This is a genomic window from Empedobacter sp. 225-1 (assembly GCF_030328185.1).
In the GTDB taxonomy this organism is placed as follows: domain Bacteria; phylum Bacteroidota; class Bacteroidia; order Flavobacteriales; family Weeksellaceae; genus Empedobacter; species Empedobacter stercoris.
Genome location: NZ_JACALO010000002.1, coordinates 65,103 through 83,190, shown reverse-complemented (window position 1 = coordinate 83,190; position 18,088 = coordinate 65,103). Strand labels below are relative to the sequence as shown.

Below are 18,088 nucleotides of genomic sequence, written 5' to 3'. Positions count from 1 at the left end.
AAATTATAAAACAAATGGTATGGATGGGTTTAAATAAATATACTTTCTTTTTTTATTTCTTTCTTGTCTTTCTTTTATCTCTTGTTCTGTCAGTTGCAAACCTGCCTGCATAAGAATATTAGTCTTATTTTCTTGAAAAGATTTACCAAAGTTATAAACTTCATCTTTATTCATTTTAACAAAATCATTTCTTCTTCTTTGTGATATTGTTGTTTCTTTTAAATTAATGAAATCTTTTTTTGATTTATAACTCGTTAATTCGAATTTATAATTACTATTCTCATCTTCTAATTTTATGATAACTCCAGGTAAACCATAAAATAAGTATGGTGCAACCTGAATAGGTAATTCTTCTGAATAATAAGCTATCCAATTTCTACCTAAAAAAAATGTTGTTGCTTTTGTCACTTTTTTTCCATCAATTTCAGATGTTTCATTAGAAATGTTCCATATTGGTAGTTCTATTTTTTCTTCATTATAAAAAGGTAACTCTAAATTAAAGATATAGTGCTTTTGTATTTCTTTTTCTAAATCAATTTCTAAAGTATAATTTTCCACATTATTTTTTAAACCCATAGTCTGTTCCATGACAGAACTAATATTACTTGCATCAACTTTTCGCTTTGTATAAGCTATAGAATCATAAATAATATGATTTTCCCCTCTGTAAATCCGTTGTTCACCTTCAATGATAACATTCATAATATCAGTATACTTTTTTTTACTGACACTATCTTTTTTAAATTCATATAAGTATGTAAACTCATATTGAGAATAACCATTTATACTAATAAGTATAAAACTTATAACTAATACTATTTTATTTAAATACTTCATTTACGAATAAATTATATAGATATGATTTAAGAAAATTCCTAAGTCATATACTATAATTATTAATATTTAATTAATCTTCAATTTCTGGTGCATCTTGCTCATTTTCTATATCTTCACAAGCTTTATCTCTAAAATTACTTAATTTATCAGGATCAAGTTCTCCTTGCCAACAATAAATAAGCGCAATTCCACAATCATTTTTAACTCCTGTACATTGCCTATTATTATATTCTTCATCTACAAACTCTACTTCATTTGCCATTGCAAACGTTCCGGTAAGTGCAAAAGCACTTGCTAATAACATTTTCTTCATTTTAATGTAATTTTTAGTTTTTAATTTTCAATTATAGTTTGCAACCTATAATTGTTGTCTTAACGTTAATTACATCAATAATAATAATAGAAAACAAATCATTGAGTAATTTAAGTGATTAAAAACGAATAATTTATATTAAATTCATTCCAATTATAGCGGATTATAAGGGATAGCACCTAATATTTTGATTATCTTTATATTAATTAAAACAATGAGGATTTTATGAAGAAGTTATTAATTCTATACACAATCATAATCTCTTCTATTTGTTCTGCACAAATAAAAGAGATTTCTGATTCTTATTCCAACTATATATTGGCAACTATATACCGAACAGATTACCTAAATTACCAAATTTATAACAGAAGTCTTTTTTTGAATATTTTTTCGATAAACGATTCTAAAGGAACTTCTACTGATTCTTTTAACGAAACTGACGAAGTTTTGCAAGCGCTAATAATATCTGTATCTCCAGACGGCGATTATTATACAACAAGTAAATTATATAAAATAGATGAACTAATTTTTCCGAAAATAGTAGAAATTAATGAAACTAAATATCCAGAATTTATTATTAAAATTGAAACAGGAATGAATAATAATAGAATTGTAAAAGAATATAAAATTAATTCGAATTGATAATAAATTATAAAACCATCTTTCATGATATACAAAAGATGGTTTTCTATTTTTTTAAATTTAACAACTTTACAAACTATTGACCACTTCAACTAATTTAGAAGTCAAGTTTTTACGATTGAATTGTTGAACTTCATTTTCGTTCGTTTCAAATTTTTGGTTTGGATTTTTTAACCATTGATTATAAATCGAGAGAATATAATTTTTCATTTCCGCCACTTGTTCGTGACTAAAATAATTTCCGGCTTTAGTTTTATGAAGTATTTTTTCGACATCTGCATCAGCAGGTCCAATCGCTAAAATTGGATTTCCAGTAGCCATATATTCGAATAATTTACCAGGAATTATTCCTTTCGAAGCAACATTATCAAAGTTTGTCAAAATTAAAATATTTGCTGAATTGATCGCGTTCAACGATTCTTGATGCGAAACATATCCGTGAACAATTAAATTAGTTTGTAAACCTTGTTTAACAATTGATTGTTTGACATCATCAGCTAAAGAACCATAAAAATTAAGTTTAAAATCTTCTCTGAAAGATTGATTTTCGTTACTAATTTCAGCTAAAGCTTTCCACAAAGCAACAGGATTTCGAAGCATTTCCAAACCTCCAGAATACGTCAAATGAAAATAATTATGCTCTTTCTCTATTTGCTGTTTTACTTCTTCGAAACCATTTGTAATCACTTCTACTCGCTTTGCTCCAATTTTTTTAAAGTTTTCACCATCAGCATAACTTGTTGCTAAAACAACGTCGGCTTTTTGCATCACTTCTCGCTCTAAATCTTCGTGTTTTTTAGCAGCCCAATACGTTAATTTCAATTCTTTGTGATAACTAATTTGTGTCCAAGGATCTCTAAAATCTGCCAACCAGTTAAGGTTTGGTAATTGTTTTTTCAATTTCAAACCGATCAAATGTAAACTATGAGGCGGACCAGAAGTTACAATGGTGTCAATATTTTCTTTTTGTAAAAAATCTTTTAAATATTCTACAGAAGGATTCACCCAAAACTTACGCGCATCAGGAATAAAGAAATTTCCTCGCACAAAAACTGACAATTTCGACAAAAAAGATTGGTTTTCATTTTTCTCGAAATGTCCACCTTTATAAGCTTTATTTTTTGGATTCAGTTTTTCAGCCAACTGATAAGGTTCCCAAATTTTGTTTTTAACGATTTTAACTTTCGGATTAATGTCTTTCGCTAAAGTTTCGTCGAGAATTGGATAAGAAGGATTTTCTGGAATATATACATAGGTTTCATATCCAAATTCAGGAAGATATTTTGTGAATTTCAACCATCTTTGAACACCAGGACCTCCCGCAGGAGGCCAGTAATAGGTGATGATTAATATTTTTTTCATTCTAAAATTAAGCCTTTTGAGTGGCTAAGTTTACATTCTCTTTTGGTGAACACTTTTTATATCCCAAATAAATACCTCCCAACACAATGATTAGAAGTAAGATATTTGAAATTATCACAATCATATTTCCTGTAGAAATAACTTGTGGCTTAAATTCCATGACAATCGTATGATTTCCTTTCTGAACTGGTACTGCACGCAATACGTAATTCGCTTTTTCGATCGGAACTTCCTTTCCATCAACTGTTGCAGTCCATCCATGTGGATAATAAACTTCTGAAAAAACTGCAATTTGATCTGTATTAGAAGACGATTTGTAGGTAATTTTCATTGGTGAATAATCAACCAATTCAATTTTCGCGTTTGCATCAGCTGAAACATTTAGGTTTTTATTCTCAACCAAATCTTTACGTAAAATAACTGTATTATTAATTGGTGTAGAATTTATGGCTAAGATTTCGTCATTTGCATTATCTGTCCATTTGATGTTCGAAGCTAACCAAGCACTACCTAAAGCAGTTGGATTTTGTTGAACCTGCGGTTCTGTAGGACTTCCATGAATAATGTATTTCGTATTCATCATATTCAATACATTAATCAAACCTGTTTCATCTTTGATTCCGTATTTTTTTAATTGCGGATCTTGCGAAAAATAGATATCTACAACGTCTTGGTATTTCCCTAATTTAGCGGCATGATAACCACCAATTGAAGGAACAAAATATGAAGTTCCAGCTTCGTTAAACGTACTCAAAACCGTATTGTACACACGGAAATGTGATTGATCTTGTTTTGCTATATTCGACAATAAGTTATTCAACGGAACCTTGTAAGCTATTTGTGCAACATTATTGTTATTTTCTGCTTCGGTTTGTAAACGTGGTGACATTTCCGTTGGGAAAGGGTTGTCAACAATATATTTTGACACAAAATTATCTTCGTTCAAATATCTTTTGTTCACTGTAAATCCATCAATAAATGCCAAAGCACCTATCGTTAATATCACAACAATTGGTTTTTTGATCAACTTGAATAAATAAGCTAACAATAATCCCATTGTACACAACACAAAAATTAGTGTTCGTAACGTATCTGCTTTAAACATTGAAATTCTATCCTGAATTAATGCTTCATCTAAACGTTTCATTAAGCCATCCCATAGTCCAACTGCATTTGGATTAGCTTGTTGAATTTGTCCGATTAATTGCTCAGTCATGAACTTTTCATTCTCTGATGTAAATGGAAAAATCATTCCACCAAATAAGAAGAAAATAATCAAAATTCCGATTGTAGAACCACCAGCTATATAAAGTACTTTCTTTTTGAAGTCGTCAGATTCATCTGAATTAAAGAAATAATATAGCGTCAAAATTGCTAAGAAAGGCATTGTAAATTCGGCAATCACCAAGATGGAAGAAACTGCTCTGAATTTATCATACATTGGGAAATAATCGATGAATAAGTTGGTAACGAATGGTAAGTTTTTACCCCAAGCCAAAATGAAACTTAAAATCGTTGCACCTACTAACCATTTTTTATAGGTCGAGTATTTTCCACGAACCATAAAAACTCCGATAATAAATAAAAATACAACAACAGCTCCTTGATACGCTGGACCAGAAGTTCCTGGTTGATCTCCCCAATAAGCACTTCTTGGTTGACTTGCTACCGCTTGAAAAACTTGTTGATTAAATTCGTCTTCTCCTAAACTATATTGTGTATTTTGCAATTCGGATGTATAATGTTGTAAATCCTCTGGATCAGTTTGTGAACCACCACCCATTAAATTTGGAATAAATAGATTTAATGTTTCTAATTTACCATAACTCCATTGTGTGATATAATCATGATCTAATCCGTTAGAATTCTTTTTCAACAACGTCATTTCAGATTTTCCACGCGTCGTCTCTTTACTGTATTCGTATGTCGATAATAATCGATTTGCATTTAATCCCGCAGCAATAATAACCGCTACAACAACCAATGCAGATGATTTGAAGAAATCGGGTAATTCTTTTCTCTTGAAACTGTCTACAAACCGAACAATTGCAAAAACTAACATCGCCAAAAACAAATAGTAGGTCATTTGAATATGGTTCGCTTGTAATTGCAAGCCCATAAATAGCGTCGTTAAAACAAAACCTGCGATATATTTTTTACGATACAACAAAAGAATACCAGCAACTAAAGGTGCAAAATAGCCTATTGTATGTAATTTCCCGTTATGTCCGGCTGCAATCAATTCGAAATAATACGAACCAAATGCAAAGAAAATTGCACCAACTAAAGCGTATTTCCACTTCTTAAAAACAGTTAAACCCAGAATAAAAAAACCAGTAAATACTAAGAAAATATAGTCTGCTGGACGTGGTAAAAATCTAAATAATCCATCAATCGTTTTGATTACATCAAAATTATATTTAGCACCTGTTTGATAGGTTGGCATACCACCAAACATAGCGTCAGACCAATAGACATTCTCACCCGTTTTTTCTTGGTAAGTCAACATTTCTTGCGCACTACCTTTGTAATTGATAATATCGGGTTGAATAACAGATTTTCCCGATAAAACTGGCGCACAATACACCAATGCAATCACCACAAAAAGTAGCAATGAGATAAGAATGTAGAGTAAATTCTTTTTATTTTTCATGCTTTTTTTCCTCGATTATTTCGTAATCTACCGTTTCGGCGTCTATATTGTATTTCGGCTTATCGAAAGACGTATTTTGTTTCGATTCGTTGTACGAATCATTCGAATTTTGACTTTGATTATAAGCATTTCTTTGCTGATTAATGGCTTCTTGAAAAACTTTTTTAACAGCAAATACTTTTCTTAAAAATCTAAAAATGAATAAGAAAATAATACTTAAAATTAAAATCCAAAGAATTGTTTTCATTTTAGTTGACTGTTGTGACAGTAGTAACCGATTCCGTCATTGTTTGTTTTTGACCTTGTGCTTCTACTGTACGTTTTAATGTTTCCTTTTTCGTTAAATTAACTTTGTTGATCCAACCAGATTTAGTGTCCAACAAAATTTTCCCATCGACATTCGCACTACTATTCGCTGACATTGTAACACCTTCTTGTGACTCATTACCTTTCAAACTCTGTGTTCCATTCACCGTAATTGTCGTATTTGTAGGTTCTACACTTGCTAAAGTTCTTTTCATCGAAATATTTCCTTTCATTGGACCTTGATCAATTTTTTGGCTATCACTCCAAGATTCTTTTAAAGCCAATGTTTTATTCGGAAAAATATTCATCGTTTCCTCAAATTGAGATGAAATCGCTTCTTTGTTTAATGAATTATTGATGACTTGCGTAAAGAATTTAAATTCTTCTGCATTTACTTGCGATTTTACAGAATTAAGAATTGACGTTTTGATAGATTCTAATCCATCAACACTTACAACTTTTCCTTTCTCATCAACTTTCATTGTATACGTTTTTCCCGTCATCGCTTTATAGATTGACCAAGAAACGGCAATATCTTTATTTGCAGGTTTTGCAGCATTTGTATCATACGAAATTGATTTTCCAGATGGATCAGTCATTTTTTCGCTATACTGTTTTGATTTTACTTCTAATGTATATACACCATTTTTAAAATCTTTTACGGTATAATCAATCTGTTTTTTACTTTCGCTTGACATTTTCTGAGATTGCTTCCCGTCAGTAGCTGAATGTGTTGTTTTAATACCTAATGTCATCGGATACGTTTTTCCGATCTCTAAATTATATTTGTATGCATATTTGTCATCAGCACCTTTTGCTATAGCTACAACTTCTGCAACTACAGGTGATTCGACTACTAAAGAATCTGTTGTTTCTGCTTTGGTAACAGTATCACCTTTTTCATTTACAATTAATTCTTTACCATCTTTATCTTTACCTACGACTTTATCCTCTTTTTTGCATGAAACTACTGTCATTGCGACAGCCATCATGAATAGTAATTTTTTCATATCAAATTTATATGTGATAATTGGTTTATTGCCAAAATCAATCCAAAAATAAGGATTTTAGTTGATTTTTTAACACTAAGATTCTAAAACTATCATACATAAATATTTACAGTATTTTCTATTTAAAAACAAAAAAGCCATTCAACTGAATGACTTTTCTTTATTTAATTAAATGGTACTGCAACTGACAAACTAAAATAGTTGTTTCGTGATTTTAAATCATCAGCTTTGTTGAAATTTGTAATTCCGTACGTATAACGTACATTAATAGAAGCACCAAACTTAAAATCATAACCAATTCCACCTACAATAGAGAAATCTAAATCTTTAAAATCATCTGTATCATTTTTCAAATCTATATTATCAGAAATTGTTTCTATAATTCCTTGGTTATTTCTGATATCAATTTGACGTGTATATTTTCCTAAATAAAAATAAGAAAGTTTAGGACCAACTTCGAACGTCATTCCGTTTTCTATTTTATACTTTGCAAGAACTGGTAAAGTTATATAATCTGTTTTAAATTTACCTTCCGATTCATAAGTTAAACCATCAAGATGAATAGTCTTTTTGGTTTTGAAACCTTGAGAAGAATACAAAAGTTCTGGTTGAATAGCAACTGATTTATTAACTGGTATATTAACATATACTCCAACTGTAGGACCAAATTTGAATTTGGAATCTATTAAATCATTATCGTCCGAAAAATTAACATTCGACAAATTAGCTCCTAATCGCATTCCTAATGTAGTCTGAGCTTGAGAAATAGTAATAAAACATAAAAAAGTTAATAAAGTATAGATTTGTTTCATACAATAATATTTTAAAGTAAAAATATACTTATTTTTTAAATTTTCCATATAAAAAAAGCCTCCCAAATTTGGAGGCTTTTCATATGATAATCGAATAGATTATGCTTCTTCTGTACTTTCAGTTTCAGCAGCTGGAGCAGCTTCTTTTGTTTTAGTACTTTTTCTACTACGACGTGTAGTTGCTTTTTTCTCTACTTTCGTGTTAGTGTAGATGTCATTGAAATCTACTAACTCGATCATTGCTGTATCAGCACCGTCACCTAAACGGAAACCAGTTTTGATGATACGAGTGTATCCTCCTGGGCGATTAGCAATTTTAGGAGCTACAGTTCTGAATAATTCAGTTACAGCTTCTTTATCTTGTAAGTATGAAAATACAACGCGACGGTTGTTCGTATCGTCTGTTTTAGACTTTGTCAATAAAGGCTCAACATATGTTTGTAATGCTTTCGCCTTTGCTACTGTTGTGTTGATTCTCTTGTGAGTAATCAACGCTATAGCTAGATTAGATAATAAAGCTCTTCTATGAGAGGCAGTTCTACCTAAATGGTTAAATTTTTTTCCGTGTCTCATTTTTTAATAAAATTATTCTACGTCTAACTTATATTTTACGATGTCCATTCCAAAGTTAAGACCTTTGCTGTCCACCAATTCTTCTAACTCTGTAAGAGATTTCTTACCAAAGTTTCTGAATTTCATTAAGTCAGACTTAGCGAAAGAAACTAATTCGCCTAATGTTTCAACTTCAGCTGCTTTTAAACAATTTAATGCTCTTACTGATAAATCCATATCTACCAATTTTGTTTTCAATAATTGGCGCATATGTAACGCTTCTTCATCGTAAGTTTCACCAGATGCAACTTCTTCCGCTTCTAATGTAATTCTCTCATCTGAGAACAACATAAAGTGGTGAATTAAGATTTTAGCTGCTTCAGTTAAAGCATCTTGAGGTGTTATAGATCCATCTGTAGTAATTTCGAAAACTAATTTTTCGTAATCTGTTTTTTGTTCTACACGATAGTTTTCAATTGCGTATTTTACATTCTTAATAGGAGTGTAAATAGAATCAATTGCTATAGTCCCGATTGGCGCAGAAGCCTTTTTATTCTCATCAGCTGGTACGTACCCTCTACCTTTTTCGATTGTAAATGTAATAGTTACATTAACTTTAGCGTCTAAGTTAGCGATTACTAATTCAGGGTTTAAAACTTGGAATCCAGAAATAAATTTCCCTAAATCACCTGCTGTTAATTGATCTTGCCCTGAGATAGTAGCAGTTACAGTTTCAGCATCTGATTCATCAATTTGTTTCTTAAAACGAACCTTTTTCAGATTTAAAATGATCTCTGTAACATCTTCCACTACTCCTGGAATAGTTGAAAATTCGTGCTCAACACCTTCAATTTTGATTGAAGTGATGGCATATCCTTCCAAAGAAGAAAGTAAAACTCTACGTAGAGCATTTCCAACTGTAATCCCGTATCCTGGCTCTAATGGACGGAACTCAAATTGTCCGAATTGCGAGTCAGACTCTACTAAGATTACTTTGTCAGGTTTGATGAAATTTAAAATAGTCATTTTATTAGTCTGATTTTAAGGTTTATTTAGAATATAACTCGACGATTAATTGCTCTTTGATATCTTCTGGGATTTGAACTCTTTCTGGAGCTTTTGTAAAAGTACCAGCTTTTTGCTCATCATTCCAAACTAACCAATCGTACTCGCTACGTGCGTGTAAAGAGTTTGTGATTGCAGTTAAAGATTTAGATTTTTCTCTAACAGCGATAACGTCACCAGCTTTCAATTGATAAGATGGGATGTTCACAATTTCTCCGTTTACAGTTACGTGTTTGTGCGATACTAATTGACGTGCAGCACTACGTGAGTTTGCAATACCTAAACGGTATACTACGTTGTCTAAACGAGATTCACATAATTGTAATAATACTTCACCTGTAATTCCTTTAGAAGCATTTGCTTTTTTGTATAAGTTAGCAAATTGTTTCTCTAAGATACCGTAAGTATATTTCGCTTTTTGTTTTTCAGTTAACTGAATAGCGTATTCTGATTTTTTAGCTCTTCTTTTGTTAGGTCCGTGTTGCCCTGGAGGATATTTCTTTTTCTCAAAAGATTTATCGTCTCCGAAAATTGGTGCTCCAAATTTTCTTGCAATTTTAGTTTTTGGTCCTGTATATCTTGCCATGATTTGTTACTATTAAATATATTAAATAATTAAATTGAGAAAAATGATTAAACTCTTCTCTTTTTAGGTGGACGACATCCATTATGTGGTAATGGAGTAACATCAACGATTTCAGAAACCTCGATACCACCGTTATGAATTGTTCTAATAGCAGATTCACGACCTTGACCTGGTCCTTTCACGAATACTTTAACTCTTCTTAATCCTGCTTCGTATGCAACTGTTGTTGCATCTTGAGCAGCTACTTGAGCAGCGTAAGGCGTGTTCTTTTTAGATCCACGGAATCCCATTTTACCTGCTGAAGACCAAGAGATAACTTCACCGTTTTTGTTCGTTAATGTAACGATAACGTTGTTAAACGATGCTTGAATATGAGCTTGTCCAGTAGCTTCAATAACTACTTTTCTTTTCTTTACTACTTTCTGATTTTTTGCCATGATCCTATTTATTATTTAGTGGCTTTTTTCTTGTTAGCAACTGTTTTCTTTTTACCTTTTCTTGTACGTGAGTTATTTTTTGTTCTTTGACCACGTAATGGTAAACCTAATCTGTGACGAATACCTCTCTGACATCCGATATCCATTAAACGTTTGATGTTTAATTGGATTTCTGATCTTAATTCACCTTCAACTTTGAAAGTTTCATTGATCGATGCACGGATTGCGTTGATTTCTTCATCAGTCCATTCGCTAACTTTAGTATCTTCTGAGATATTGTTCTCAGCTAAGATTTTAGAAGCACTGCTTCTTCCGATCCCGTAAATGTATGTAAGTCCGATTACCCCTCTTTTATTTTTAGGTAAATCTACACCTGAAATTCTTGCCATAATTCTAAATAATTAACCTTGTCTTTGTTTAAACTTAGGATTCTTTTTGTTGATCACATACAAACGTCCTTTACGACGCACAATTTTACAGTCAGCACTTCTCTTTTTAATGGATGCTCTAATTTTCATCTTTGTAAATTTATTTATAATCCGATAGAGTTAACGTATTTACATTAACTCTATCACCAGTCGTTATTATTTCTTTTAGTATCTATAAGATATTCTACCTTTTGATAAATCGTAAGGAGACATCTCTATTTTAACTCTATCACCTGGTAATAATTTGATATAGTGCATTCGCATTTTACCAGATATGTTACATGTTACAACATGCCCATTTTCTAATTCGACACGAAACATTGCATTAGATAATGCTTCTGTAATCGTACCGTCTTGTTCAATATGTTTTTGTTTAGCCATAAATCTTTTTAATAAAATCTTATTAGATATCTCTTGAAGTTCTACCTGAAGACATTAAACCATCGTAACGGTGATTTAATAAATATGTATTAATTTGTTGTACAGTATCTAAGATAACTCCCACCATAATTAACATTGATGTACCTCCAAAGAACATTGCAAAGCTTTGTTCTACACCTAATAATTTTACAATCGCTGGCAAAACAGCAAGCAAAGTTAGTAAAATTGCTCCAGGTAACGTAATTTTTGATAAAATTTCGTCTAAATAATTTGCAGTTTCTTTTCCAGGACGTATTCCAGGGATAATTCCTCCGTTACGTTTTAGATCTTCAGCCATTTGGTTTACTGGGATTGTAATCGCAGTATAGAAATATGTGAAGATAATAATTAATAATCCGAAGATCAGATTGTATTCCCATGTAAATGGATCAGCCATTTTTGCAAAAAATGCTTTCACGGCACTTCCTTCGTCTAAGAAATAACTTGCTAATGTTCCTGGTAAAAACATAATTGCTTGCGCAAAAATAATAGGCATTACACCTGCCGCATTTACTTTTAGAGGAATATAAGAACGTACAGAATCTGTAACAGATCTCATATAAGAACTACTAGAAGTTTGCGCTCTTCTTACATATTGCACAGGTACTTTACGCACAGCTGCAACAATCATAATACACATTGCAATAACTAGGATTAACCCTACCATTTCTATCAAGAAGAAAATACCATTTGAATCGTCAACTTCAAATGCATTGAAAACTGCTTTAGGTAAATCGGCTAAGATACCAATCATAATTAAGATTGAAATACCGTTACCTATACCTTTGTCTGTAATTTTTTCTCCCATCCACATGGCAAAGACTGTCCCCGTAATCAAAATGATTGTTGAAGGAAACCAGAACCAAAAATTTGTTGGAGGAATAACATAAATAGCGTATGACGAAGCTGGATCGTAAGGTAAAATCTGAGAAGTAATTAACGTTAAATATGCTGGTGCTTGTACTAAACATATACCTATCGTTAACCACCTTGTAATTTGATTTACTTTATTTCTTCCACTTTCTCCTTCTTTTTGTAGTTTTTGGATGTAAGGTACTGCTAATCCCATCAATTGTACAACAATTGAAGCAGAGATATAAGGCATAATCCCTAACGCAAATACGGAAGCTCTACTAAAAGAACCTCCGGTAAAAGAGTTTAATAATCCTAAAATTCCTGAATTTGCATTTGTTTGGTCTGCAACAAAACGATTAACCTCGTTAATATCGACACCTGGAAGTGGAATATGAGAACCGAATCTATAAACCAACAATAGAAGGATAGTTACAAGTAACTTATCCTTCAATTCTTTTATGCTCCAGATATTTTTTATGGTCTGTATAAACCCTTTCATCTATAAAATATATTCTTAAGCGTTAACTAATTCTACTTTACCTCCTGCTTTCTCAATAGCTTCTTGAGCTGATTGAGAGAATTTATCAGCAGTTACATTAACAGCAGCTTTTAACTCTCCACGACCTAAAATTTTCACTAAGTCATTTTTGTGAGCTAAACCTAATTCTACTAATGTTTCTTTGTTTAAAGTATCTGTAATTTTATTGTTGTCAACTAATTGTTGAATTGTGTCTAAATTGATTCCAGTGTACTCAACACGGTTGATGTTTGTGAAACCAAATTTAGGTAAACGTCTTTGTAAAGGCATTTGCCCACCCTCGAAACCGATTTTTCTTGAATAACCAGAACGAGATTTAGCACCTTTGTGTCCACGACCTGCAGTCAAACCGTTTCCACTACCTTCACCTCTACCTTTACGGAATTTATTTTGTACTGAACCAGCAGCTGGTTTTAAATTACTTAAATTCATTTTTAATAATTTTTAAAAGGTTAAAGCGATTAAGCTCTTTCTACTACTACTAAGTGTGAGATTTTACGAATCATTCCTTCGATTTGAGGAGTTGATTCGTGCTCTACTACTTGATTCAACTTTCTTAAACCTAAAGCAACTAATGTAGCTTTTTGAGATTTATCACGGTTGATTGCACTACGTGTTTGTTTTACTCTTACTTTGCTCATTTTACTTTTTTTTATCCGTTGAACACTTTAGTTACAGAAATACCTCTTTGACGTGCAATAGTTTCTACAGAACGTAAGCTTAATAAAGCGCTGAATGTAGCTTTTACTGCATTGTGAGGGTTAGAAGAACCTTTTGATTTTGATAATACATCATGTACACCAACTGATTCTAATACCGCACGTACTGTACCACCTGCAATTACTCCTGTACCTTTTGCTGCTGGACGGATGAACACTTGTGCACCACCGAAACGAGCTTCTTGAGCGTGAGGAATTGTATTGTTAAATAATGGGATACGTACTAAGTTTTTCTTAGCATCTTCGATAGCTTTAGCGATTGCAGATGCTACGTCTTTAGATTTCCCTAATCCGTAACCTACTACTCCGTTTCCGTCACCTACTACCACGATTGCAGAGAAACCAAATGCTCTACCTCCTTTTGTTACTTTAGTAACACGTTGTACTCCAACTAAACGATCTTTTAAATCTAAACCTGTTGGTTTTACTCTTTCTACGTTTTTAAATCCTAACATAATTTCTTTCTCTTTTTTAGAATTTTAATCCACCTTCTCTAGCACCGTCTGCTAAAGCTTTGATTCTACCATGATACACGAAACCGTTACGATCAAAAACGACAGTTTCAATTCCTTTTGCGATAGCTTTTGCAGCTAAAGCTTTACCAACTGATACAGAAACTTCAGATTTTGTACCTTCTACAGCAACACCTTTTTCACGAGATGATGCAGAAGCTAAAGTTACTCCATTGTTATCGTCAATAATTTGAGCGTAAATTTCTTTGTTAGAACGGTAAACTGACAAACGAGGTTTAGTTTCTGTTCCAAAAATATTTCGACGCACGCGTCTTTTTATTTTTTGTCTTTTTTCTACTTTAGATAATGCCATTTTTCAATGATTTTTATGCAGATTTACCTGCTTTTCTTCTAATAATTTCTCCTACGAACTTAATTCCTTTTCCTTTGTAAGGCTCTGGCTTACGGTAAGAACGGATTTTAGCTACAACCATTCCTAATAATTGATTATCATGTGATGATAATGTAATAATAGGGCTTTTACCTTTCTCTGTTAAAGTTTCAACTTTAACTTCTGTTGGTAATTCGATAATGATGTTGTGAGAGAAACCTAATGACAAATCTAATTTTTGTCCTTGGTTAGAAGCTCTATACCCAACCCCAACTAATTCTAATTGTTTTTTGAAACCTTCAGTAACACCGATAATCATGTTATTGATTAATGCACGGTACAAACCATGTAAAGCTTTGTTATCTTTAGAATCATTTGGACGAACTACAGTTAAAACTCCGTCTTCGATAGTTACATCAAATCCTTCGTTTAACTCTCTTGTCATTGTAATGTTGTTACCTTTAACCGTAACTACGTTATCTTTAAATTCAACAGTCGCTGCTGCAGGGATGTTGATATGTGCGTGACCTATTCTTGACATAATTTCTTAATTTTTTAAAAGATTAATAAACAAAACATAAAACTTCACCACCTACATTCTCTTGACGAGCTTGTTTATCTGTCATAACTCCTTTAGAAGTTGAAATAATAGCAACACCTAATCCGTTTAAAACACGAGGTAATTCTTTAGATCCTGCGTATTGACGTAAACCTGGAGTAGATGCTCTTTTTATTTTACGGATAGCTGGCTCTTTAGTTACTTTGTCGTACTTTAAAGCGATTTTGATTGTTCCTTGAGGTTTGTCTTGTCCTTCGAATTTGTAGTTCAAGATGTAACCTTGTTCAAATAAGATCTTAGTGATCTCTTTTTTAATTTTAGATGCAGGGATTTCCACTACTTTGTGTCCTGCCATCATTGCATTTCTAACGCGTGTTAGAAAATCTGAAATTGGGTCTGTATACATAATATAATTCTATAGTATAGCGCTGATGCACTACTTTTAAAATTAAAGTTTCACCAAAATGCACTATGCATTTGGGTTGCAAATATATTGCATATTTTTTAATTACAAACTATTTATCTCAATAATTTATTTTTAATCCATTAAGGCATAAGCGAAACCTTGTTATAGTGTTATTAAAAATATTTCTTATAAAGAAATTGATTAAAAAAAAATCCTTACTCAATAAAAGAGTAAGGATTTAATATTTCTAAAGCGTTTGGTAGATTACCAAGATGCTTTTTTAACACCTGGGATTAACCCTTCGTTTGCCATTTCACGGAATGTAACACGAGAGATCCCGAAAGTTCTCATGTATCCTTTTGGACGACCTGTTAATTTACAACGGTTGTGTAAACGTACAGGAGAAGCGTTTTTAGGTAATTTTTGTAATGCTTCATAGTCACCAGCTTCTAATAAAGCTTGACGTTTCGCAGCATACTTAGCAACTAATGCTTGTCTTTTGCGCTCACGCGCTTTCATTGATTCTTTAGCCATGACTTCTTATTTTTCTTTTGTAAATGGTAATCCGAATTTAGCTAATAAAGCTTTCGCTTCTTTATCTGTATTCGCTGAAGTTACAAAGGTAATATCTAAACCTTGAATTTTCTTGATTTTATCAATATTAATTTCTGGGAAGATAATTTGCTCTTTGATACCTAAGTTATAGTTACCTCTACCGTCGAAACCTGTAGAAGAAATACCGTTAAAATCACGTACACGAGGTAAAGCTGCAGATACTAAACGATCTAAGAATTCGTACATTTTCTCACCACGTAAAGTTACACGAGCACCAATTGGCATTCCTTTACGTAATTTGAAAGCTGCTTCGTCTTTCTTAGAAATTGTTCCTACTGCTTTTTGACCTGTGATTAATTCTAACTCTTCGATAGCGTAATCAACGATTTTTTTGTCAGCTGTAGCAGCACCTAAACCTTGAGATAATACAATTTTCTCTAATTTAGGAACTTGCATAATAGATTTGTACCCGAACTCTTCTTTAAGAGCAGCTACAATCTCTTCTTTATATTTAACCTGCGGACGAGGTGTGTATGTTGTTGTACTCATTCTTAAATAGCTTTACCAGATTTTTTAGCAATTCTTACTTTTTTACCTCCTTCTTCTTTGATTGCTACTTTCGTCGCTTTTCCAGTTTCAGGATCTACTAAAGCCAATTTACATAAATAGATTTGAGCTTCTTTTTCAACAACTCCACCTTGTGGATTTTGTGCGCTTGGCTTTACACGTTTTTTTGCAATATTAACCCCTTCAACGATAGCTTTAGCTTTGTCAGGGAATACGCGTAACACAGTACCAGTTTGTCCTTTTGAAGAACCTGATAATACGACTACTTTGTCTCCTTTTTTAATTTTTAACTTTGCCATGTTGTTCTATTATAATACCTCTGGGGCTAATGATACAATTTTCATATATTCTTTATCACGTAACTCACGAGCAACTGGACCGAATACACGAGTTCCACGCATTTCTCCTTGAGTGTTCAATAATACACATGCATTATCGTCGAAACGGATATATGAACCGTCTTTTCTACGAACTTCTTTTTTAGTTCTAACTACAACAGCTTTTGATACAGCACCTTTTTTAACGTTTCCTGCAGGTGTAGCTTCCTTGATTGCAACTACGATTTTGTCACCTACTGATGCGTATCTTTTTTTAGTACCACCTAAAACGCGGATTACTAATGCTTCACGAGCTCCTGTGTTATCTGCAACTTTTAATCTAGATTCTTGTTGTAACATAACTTATATTATTTAGCTCTTTCAATGATTTCTACTAATCTCCATCTCTTGTTTTTAGACAAAGGACGAGTTTCCATGATACGCACTGTGTCACCTTCGTTACATTCGTTAGATTCGTCGTGCGCTGTATATTTCTTCGTTTTTAAAACGAATTTCCCATAAAATGGGTGCTTTTGTTTCTTCGTTTCAGCTACAACAATGGTTTTTTCCATTTTGTTAGATGTAACTAAACCTACTCTTTCTTTTCTTAATTTTCTTTCCATCAGTTACAGATTACTGTTATGATTGTTTTTCGTTTAACACGGTATTCAAACGAGCAATTGTTCTGCGTAAGTCTCTAATACCGATTGGATTTGCTACAGGAGAAACAGCGTTCGTCAATTTTAATTGATCGTAGTTCGCTTGTTCTTCAGCTATTTTAGCTTGTAACTCCTCTACACTTAGATTTCTAATATCTGCTGCTTTCATTTTTTCTTAATTTTTGAAATTATTAATTTTGGAAATCACGTGCAACGATAAACTTAGTCTTAACAGGTAACTTCTGAGCTGCTAAACGCAATGCTTCAGATGCAACCTCTACTGGCACACCTCCTACTTCGAATAAGATACGACCTGGTTGTACAGGAGCTACCCAATATTCTGGTGCACCTTTACCTTTCCCCATACGTACCTCTGCTGGTTTCTTAGTAATTGGTTTATCTGGAAATATTTTAATCCATAATTGACCCTCTCTCTTCATGAAACGAGTTGCAGCAATACGAGCTGCCTCGATTTGACGTGCTGTAATAAACGCTTCGTCTAAAGATTTGATCCCGAAAGTCCCGTAAGCTAATTGAGTTCCTCTGTGAGAAACACCTTTCATCTTACCTTTTTGGGTTTTTCTAAACTTTACTCTTCTCGGTGATAACATATCTACTTAATTCTTTATGTTAGTTGTTAAACTAAA

Annotated in this window: 29 protein-coding genes; 1 reads left to right on the top strand and 28 read right to left on the bottom strand. The window is 32.5% G+C overall.

Features of this window, described 5'->3' with window-relative positions:
• Positions 1-3: 3 nt before the first annotated feature.
• Positions 4-837 (bottom strand): GLPGLI family protein, encoded by an 834-nt coding sequence (locus tag HX088_RS01165; RefSeq protein ID WP_225539820.1) that lies wholly within the window; start codon positions 835-837, stop codon positions 4-6.
• 70 nt (positions 838-907) lie between these two features.
• On the bottom strand, positions 908-1,150 hold the full coding sequence (locus tag HX088_RS01160) for a hypothetical protein (protein WP_260544467.1): 243 nt from the start codon (positions 1,148-1,150) through the stop codon (positions 908-910).
• Between the two features lie 225 nt (positions 1,151-1,375).
• Between HX088_RS01160 and HX088_RS01155 the strand changes: the two genes are divergently transcribed.
• Positions 1,376-1,792 (top strand): hypothetical protein, encoded by a 417-nt coding sequence (locus tag HX088_RS01155; protein ID WP_225541315.1) that lies wholly within the window; start codon positions 1,376-1,378, stop codon positions 1,790-1,792.
• Between the two features lie 69 nt (positions 1,793-1,861).
• Here the strand turns inward: HX088_RS01155 and HX088_RS01150 are convergent, their stop codons facing one another.
• From HX088_RS01150 to rplP, 26 genes are all read right to left on the bottom strand, one after another.
• Positions 1,862-3,154 (bottom strand): glycosyltransferase, encoded by a 1,293-nt coding sequence (locus HX088_RS01150; RefSeq protein ID WP_286483003.1) that lies wholly within the window; start codon positions 3,152-3,154, stop codon positions 1,862-1,864.
• Positions 3,155-3,161: 7 nt separating this feature from the next.
• Positions 3,162-5,807, bottom strand: a complete 2,646-nt coding sequence (locus tag HX088_RS01145; RefSeq protein ID WP_286483002.1) for a YfhO family protein — start codon at positions 5,805-5,807, stop codon at positions 3,162-3,164.
• Positions 5,797-6,054, bottom strand: a complete 258-nt coding sequence (locus tag HX088_RS01140; RefSeq protein ID WP_171623158.1) for a hypothetical protein — start codon at positions 6,052-6,054, stop codon at positions 5,797-5,799. Before HX088_RS01140 ends, HX088_RS01145 begins: the two co-directional genes overlap by 11 nt.
• A 1-nt stretch (position 6,055) precedes the next feature.
• A complete protein-coding gene (locus tag HX088_RS01135) occupies positions 6,056-7,123 on the bottom strand; it encodes a DUF6263 family protein (RefSeq protein WP_284584154.1) in 1,068 nt (355 codons plus the stop codon).
• A gap of 164 nt (positions 7,124-7,287) precedes the next feature.
• Positions 7,288-7,935: a porin family protein gene (locus HX088_RS01130; RefSeq protein ID WP_286483001.1), complete on the bottom strand. Its 648-nt coding sequence runs from the start codon at positions 7,933-7,935 to the stop codon at positions 7,288-7,290.
• Positions 7,936-8,034: 99 nt separating this feature from the next.
• The gene (rplQ, locus tag HX088_RS01125) at positions 8,035-8,508 is read right to left on the bottom strand and encodes a 50S ribosomal protein L17 (protein ID WP_286483000.1); all 474 of its coding nucleotides are present in this window, start codon (positions 8,506-8,508) and stop codon (positions 8,035-8,037) included.
• A 12-nt stretch (positions 8,509-8,520) separates the two neighbouring features.
• On the bottom strand, positions 8,521-9,513 hold the full coding sequence (locus HX088_RS01120) for a DNA-directed RNA polymerase subunit alpha (protein ID WP_171623155.1): 993 nt from the start codon (positions 9,511-9,513) through the stop codon (positions 8,521-8,523).
• A 22-nt stretch (positions 9,514-9,535) separates the two neighbouring features.
• The gene (gene rpsD / locus HX088_RS01115; protein WP_171623154.1) at positions 9,536-10,138 is read right to left on the bottom strand and encodes a 30S ribosomal protein S4; all 603 of its coding nucleotides are present in this window, start codon (positions 10,136-10,138) and stop codon (positions 9,536-9,538) included.
• Positions 10,139-10,185: 47 nt separating this feature from the next.
• A complete protein-coding gene (rpsK, locus tag HX088_RS01110; RefSeq protein ID WP_019974178.1) occupies positions 10,186-10,575 on the bottom strand; it encodes a 30S ribosomal protein S11 in 390 nt (129 codons plus the stop codon).
• 11 nt (positions 10,576-10,586) lie between these two features.
• Positions 10,587-10,964, bottom strand: coding sequence for a 30S ribosomal protein S13 (rpsM, locus tag HX088_RS01105; protein ID WP_038335547.1), 378 nt, complete (start codon positions 10,962-10,964; stop codon positions 10,587-10,589).
• Positions 10,965-10,976: 12 nt separating this feature from the next.
• Entirely contained in the window at positions 10,977-11,093 is a 117-nt protein-coding gene (gene ykgO, locus HX088_RS01100) for a type B 50S ribosomal protein L36 (protein WP_013598490.1), read from the bottom strand.
• Positions 11,094-11,168: 75 nt separating this feature from the next.
• The gene (gene infA / locus HX088_RS01095; protein WP_171623153.1) at positions 11,169-11,384 is read right to left on the bottom strand and encodes a translation initiation factor IF-1; all 216 of its coding nucleotides are present in this window, start codon (positions 11,382-11,384) and stop codon (positions 11,169-11,171) included.
• A 22-nt stretch (positions 11,385-11,406) separates the two neighbouring features.
• Positions 11,407-12,777 carry a preprotein translocase subunit SecY gene (gene secY / locus HX088_RS01090; RefSeq protein ID WP_171623152.1) on the bottom strand — a complete coding sequence of 457 codons (1,371 nt, stop codon included), beginning with the start codon at positions 12,775-12,777 and terminating at the stop codon, positions 11,407-11,409.
• A 15-nt stretch (positions 12,778-12,792) separates the two neighbouring features.
• Positions 12,793-13,248, bottom strand: coding sequence for a 50S ribosomal protein L15 (gene rplO / locus HX088_RS01085; RefSeq protein ID WP_171623151.1), 456 nt, complete (start codon positions 13,246-13,248; stop codon positions 12,793-12,795).
• A 29-nt stretch (positions 13,249-13,277) separates the two neighbouring features.
• A complete protein-coding gene (rpmD, locus tag HX088_RS01080; RefSeq protein WP_135835261.1) occupies positions 13,278-13,457 on the bottom strand; it encodes a 50S ribosomal protein L30 in 180 nt (59 codons plus the stop codon).
• Between the two features lie 11 nt (positions 13,458-13,468).
• Complete coding sequence (gene rpsE, locus HX088_RS01075; protein WP_171623150.1) at positions 13,469-13,990, bottom strand: 30S ribosomal protein S5; 522 nt, start codon at positions 13,988-13,990, stop codon at positions 13,469-13,471.
• 16 nt (positions 13,991-14,006) lie between these two features.
• Entirely contained in the window at positions 14,007-14,360 is a 354-nt protein-coding gene (rplR, locus tag HX088_RS01070) for a 50S ribosomal protein L18 (protein WP_114999013.1), read from the bottom strand.
• Positions 14,361-14,373: 13 nt separating this feature from the next.
• Positions 14,374-14,919 carry a 50S ribosomal protein L6 gene (gene rplF, locus HX088_RS01065; RefSeq protein ID WP_171623149.1) on the bottom strand — a complete coding sequence of 182 codons (546 nt, stop codon included), beginning with the start codon at positions 14,917-14,919 and terminating at the stop codon, positions 14,374-14,376.
• Positions 14,920-14,941: 22 nt separating this feature from the next.
• Entirely contained in the window at positions 14,942-15,343 is a 402-nt protein-coding gene (gene rpsH / locus HX088_RS01060; RefSeq protein ID WP_135835489.1) for a 30S ribosomal protein S8, read from the bottom strand.
• A 264-nt stretch (positions 15,344-15,607) separates the two neighbouring features.
• Entirely contained in the window at positions 15,608-15,877 is a 270-nt protein-coding gene (gene rpsN, locus HX088_RS01055; RefSeq protein ID WP_135835265.1) for a 30S ribosomal protein S14, read from the bottom strand.
• A gap of 6 nt (positions 15,878-15,883) precedes the next feature.
• The gene (gene rplE, locus HX088_RS01050; protein ID WP_188319624.1) at positions 15,884-16,447 is read right to left on the bottom strand and encodes a 50S ribosomal protein L5; all 564 of its coding nucleotides are present in this window, start codon (positions 16,445-16,447) and stop codon (positions 15,884-15,886) included.
• Between the two features lie 2 nt (positions 16,448-16,449).
• Complete coding sequence (rplX, locus tag HX088_RS01045) at positions 16,450-16,764, bottom strand: 50S ribosomal protein L24 (protein ID WP_171623147.1); 315 nt, start codon at positions 16,762-16,764, stop codon at positions 16,450-16,452.
• 9 nt (positions 16,765-16,773) lie between these two features.
• Positions 16,774-17,142 carry a 50S ribosomal protein L14 gene (rplN, locus tag HX088_RS01040; protein ID WP_171623146.1) on the bottom strand — a complete coding sequence of 123 codons (369 nt, stop codon included), beginning with the start codon at positions 17,140-17,142 and terminating at the stop codon, positions 16,774-16,776.
• Between the two features lie 8 nt (positions 17,143-17,150).
• A complete protein-coding gene (rpsQ, locus tag HX088_RS01035) occupies positions 17,151-17,405 on the bottom strand; it encodes a 30S ribosomal protein S17 (protein WP_171623145.1) in 255 nt (84 codons plus the stop codon).
• Between the two features lie 16 nt (positions 17,406-17,421).
• Positions 17,422-17,610 (bottom strand): 50S ribosomal protein L29, encoded by a 189-nt coding sequence (rpmC, locus tag HX088_RS01030; RefSeq protein WP_038335494.1) that lies wholly within the window; start codon positions 17,608-17,610, stop codon positions 17,422-17,424.
• 22 nt (positions 17,611-17,632) lie between these two features.
• Complete coding sequence (gene rplP / locus HX088_RS01025) at positions 17,633-18,052, bottom strand: 50S ribosomal protein L16 (RefSeq protein WP_171623144.1); 420 nt, start codon at positions 18,050-18,052, stop codon at positions 17,633-17,635.
• Positions 18,053-18,088: the final 36 nt, after the last annotated feature.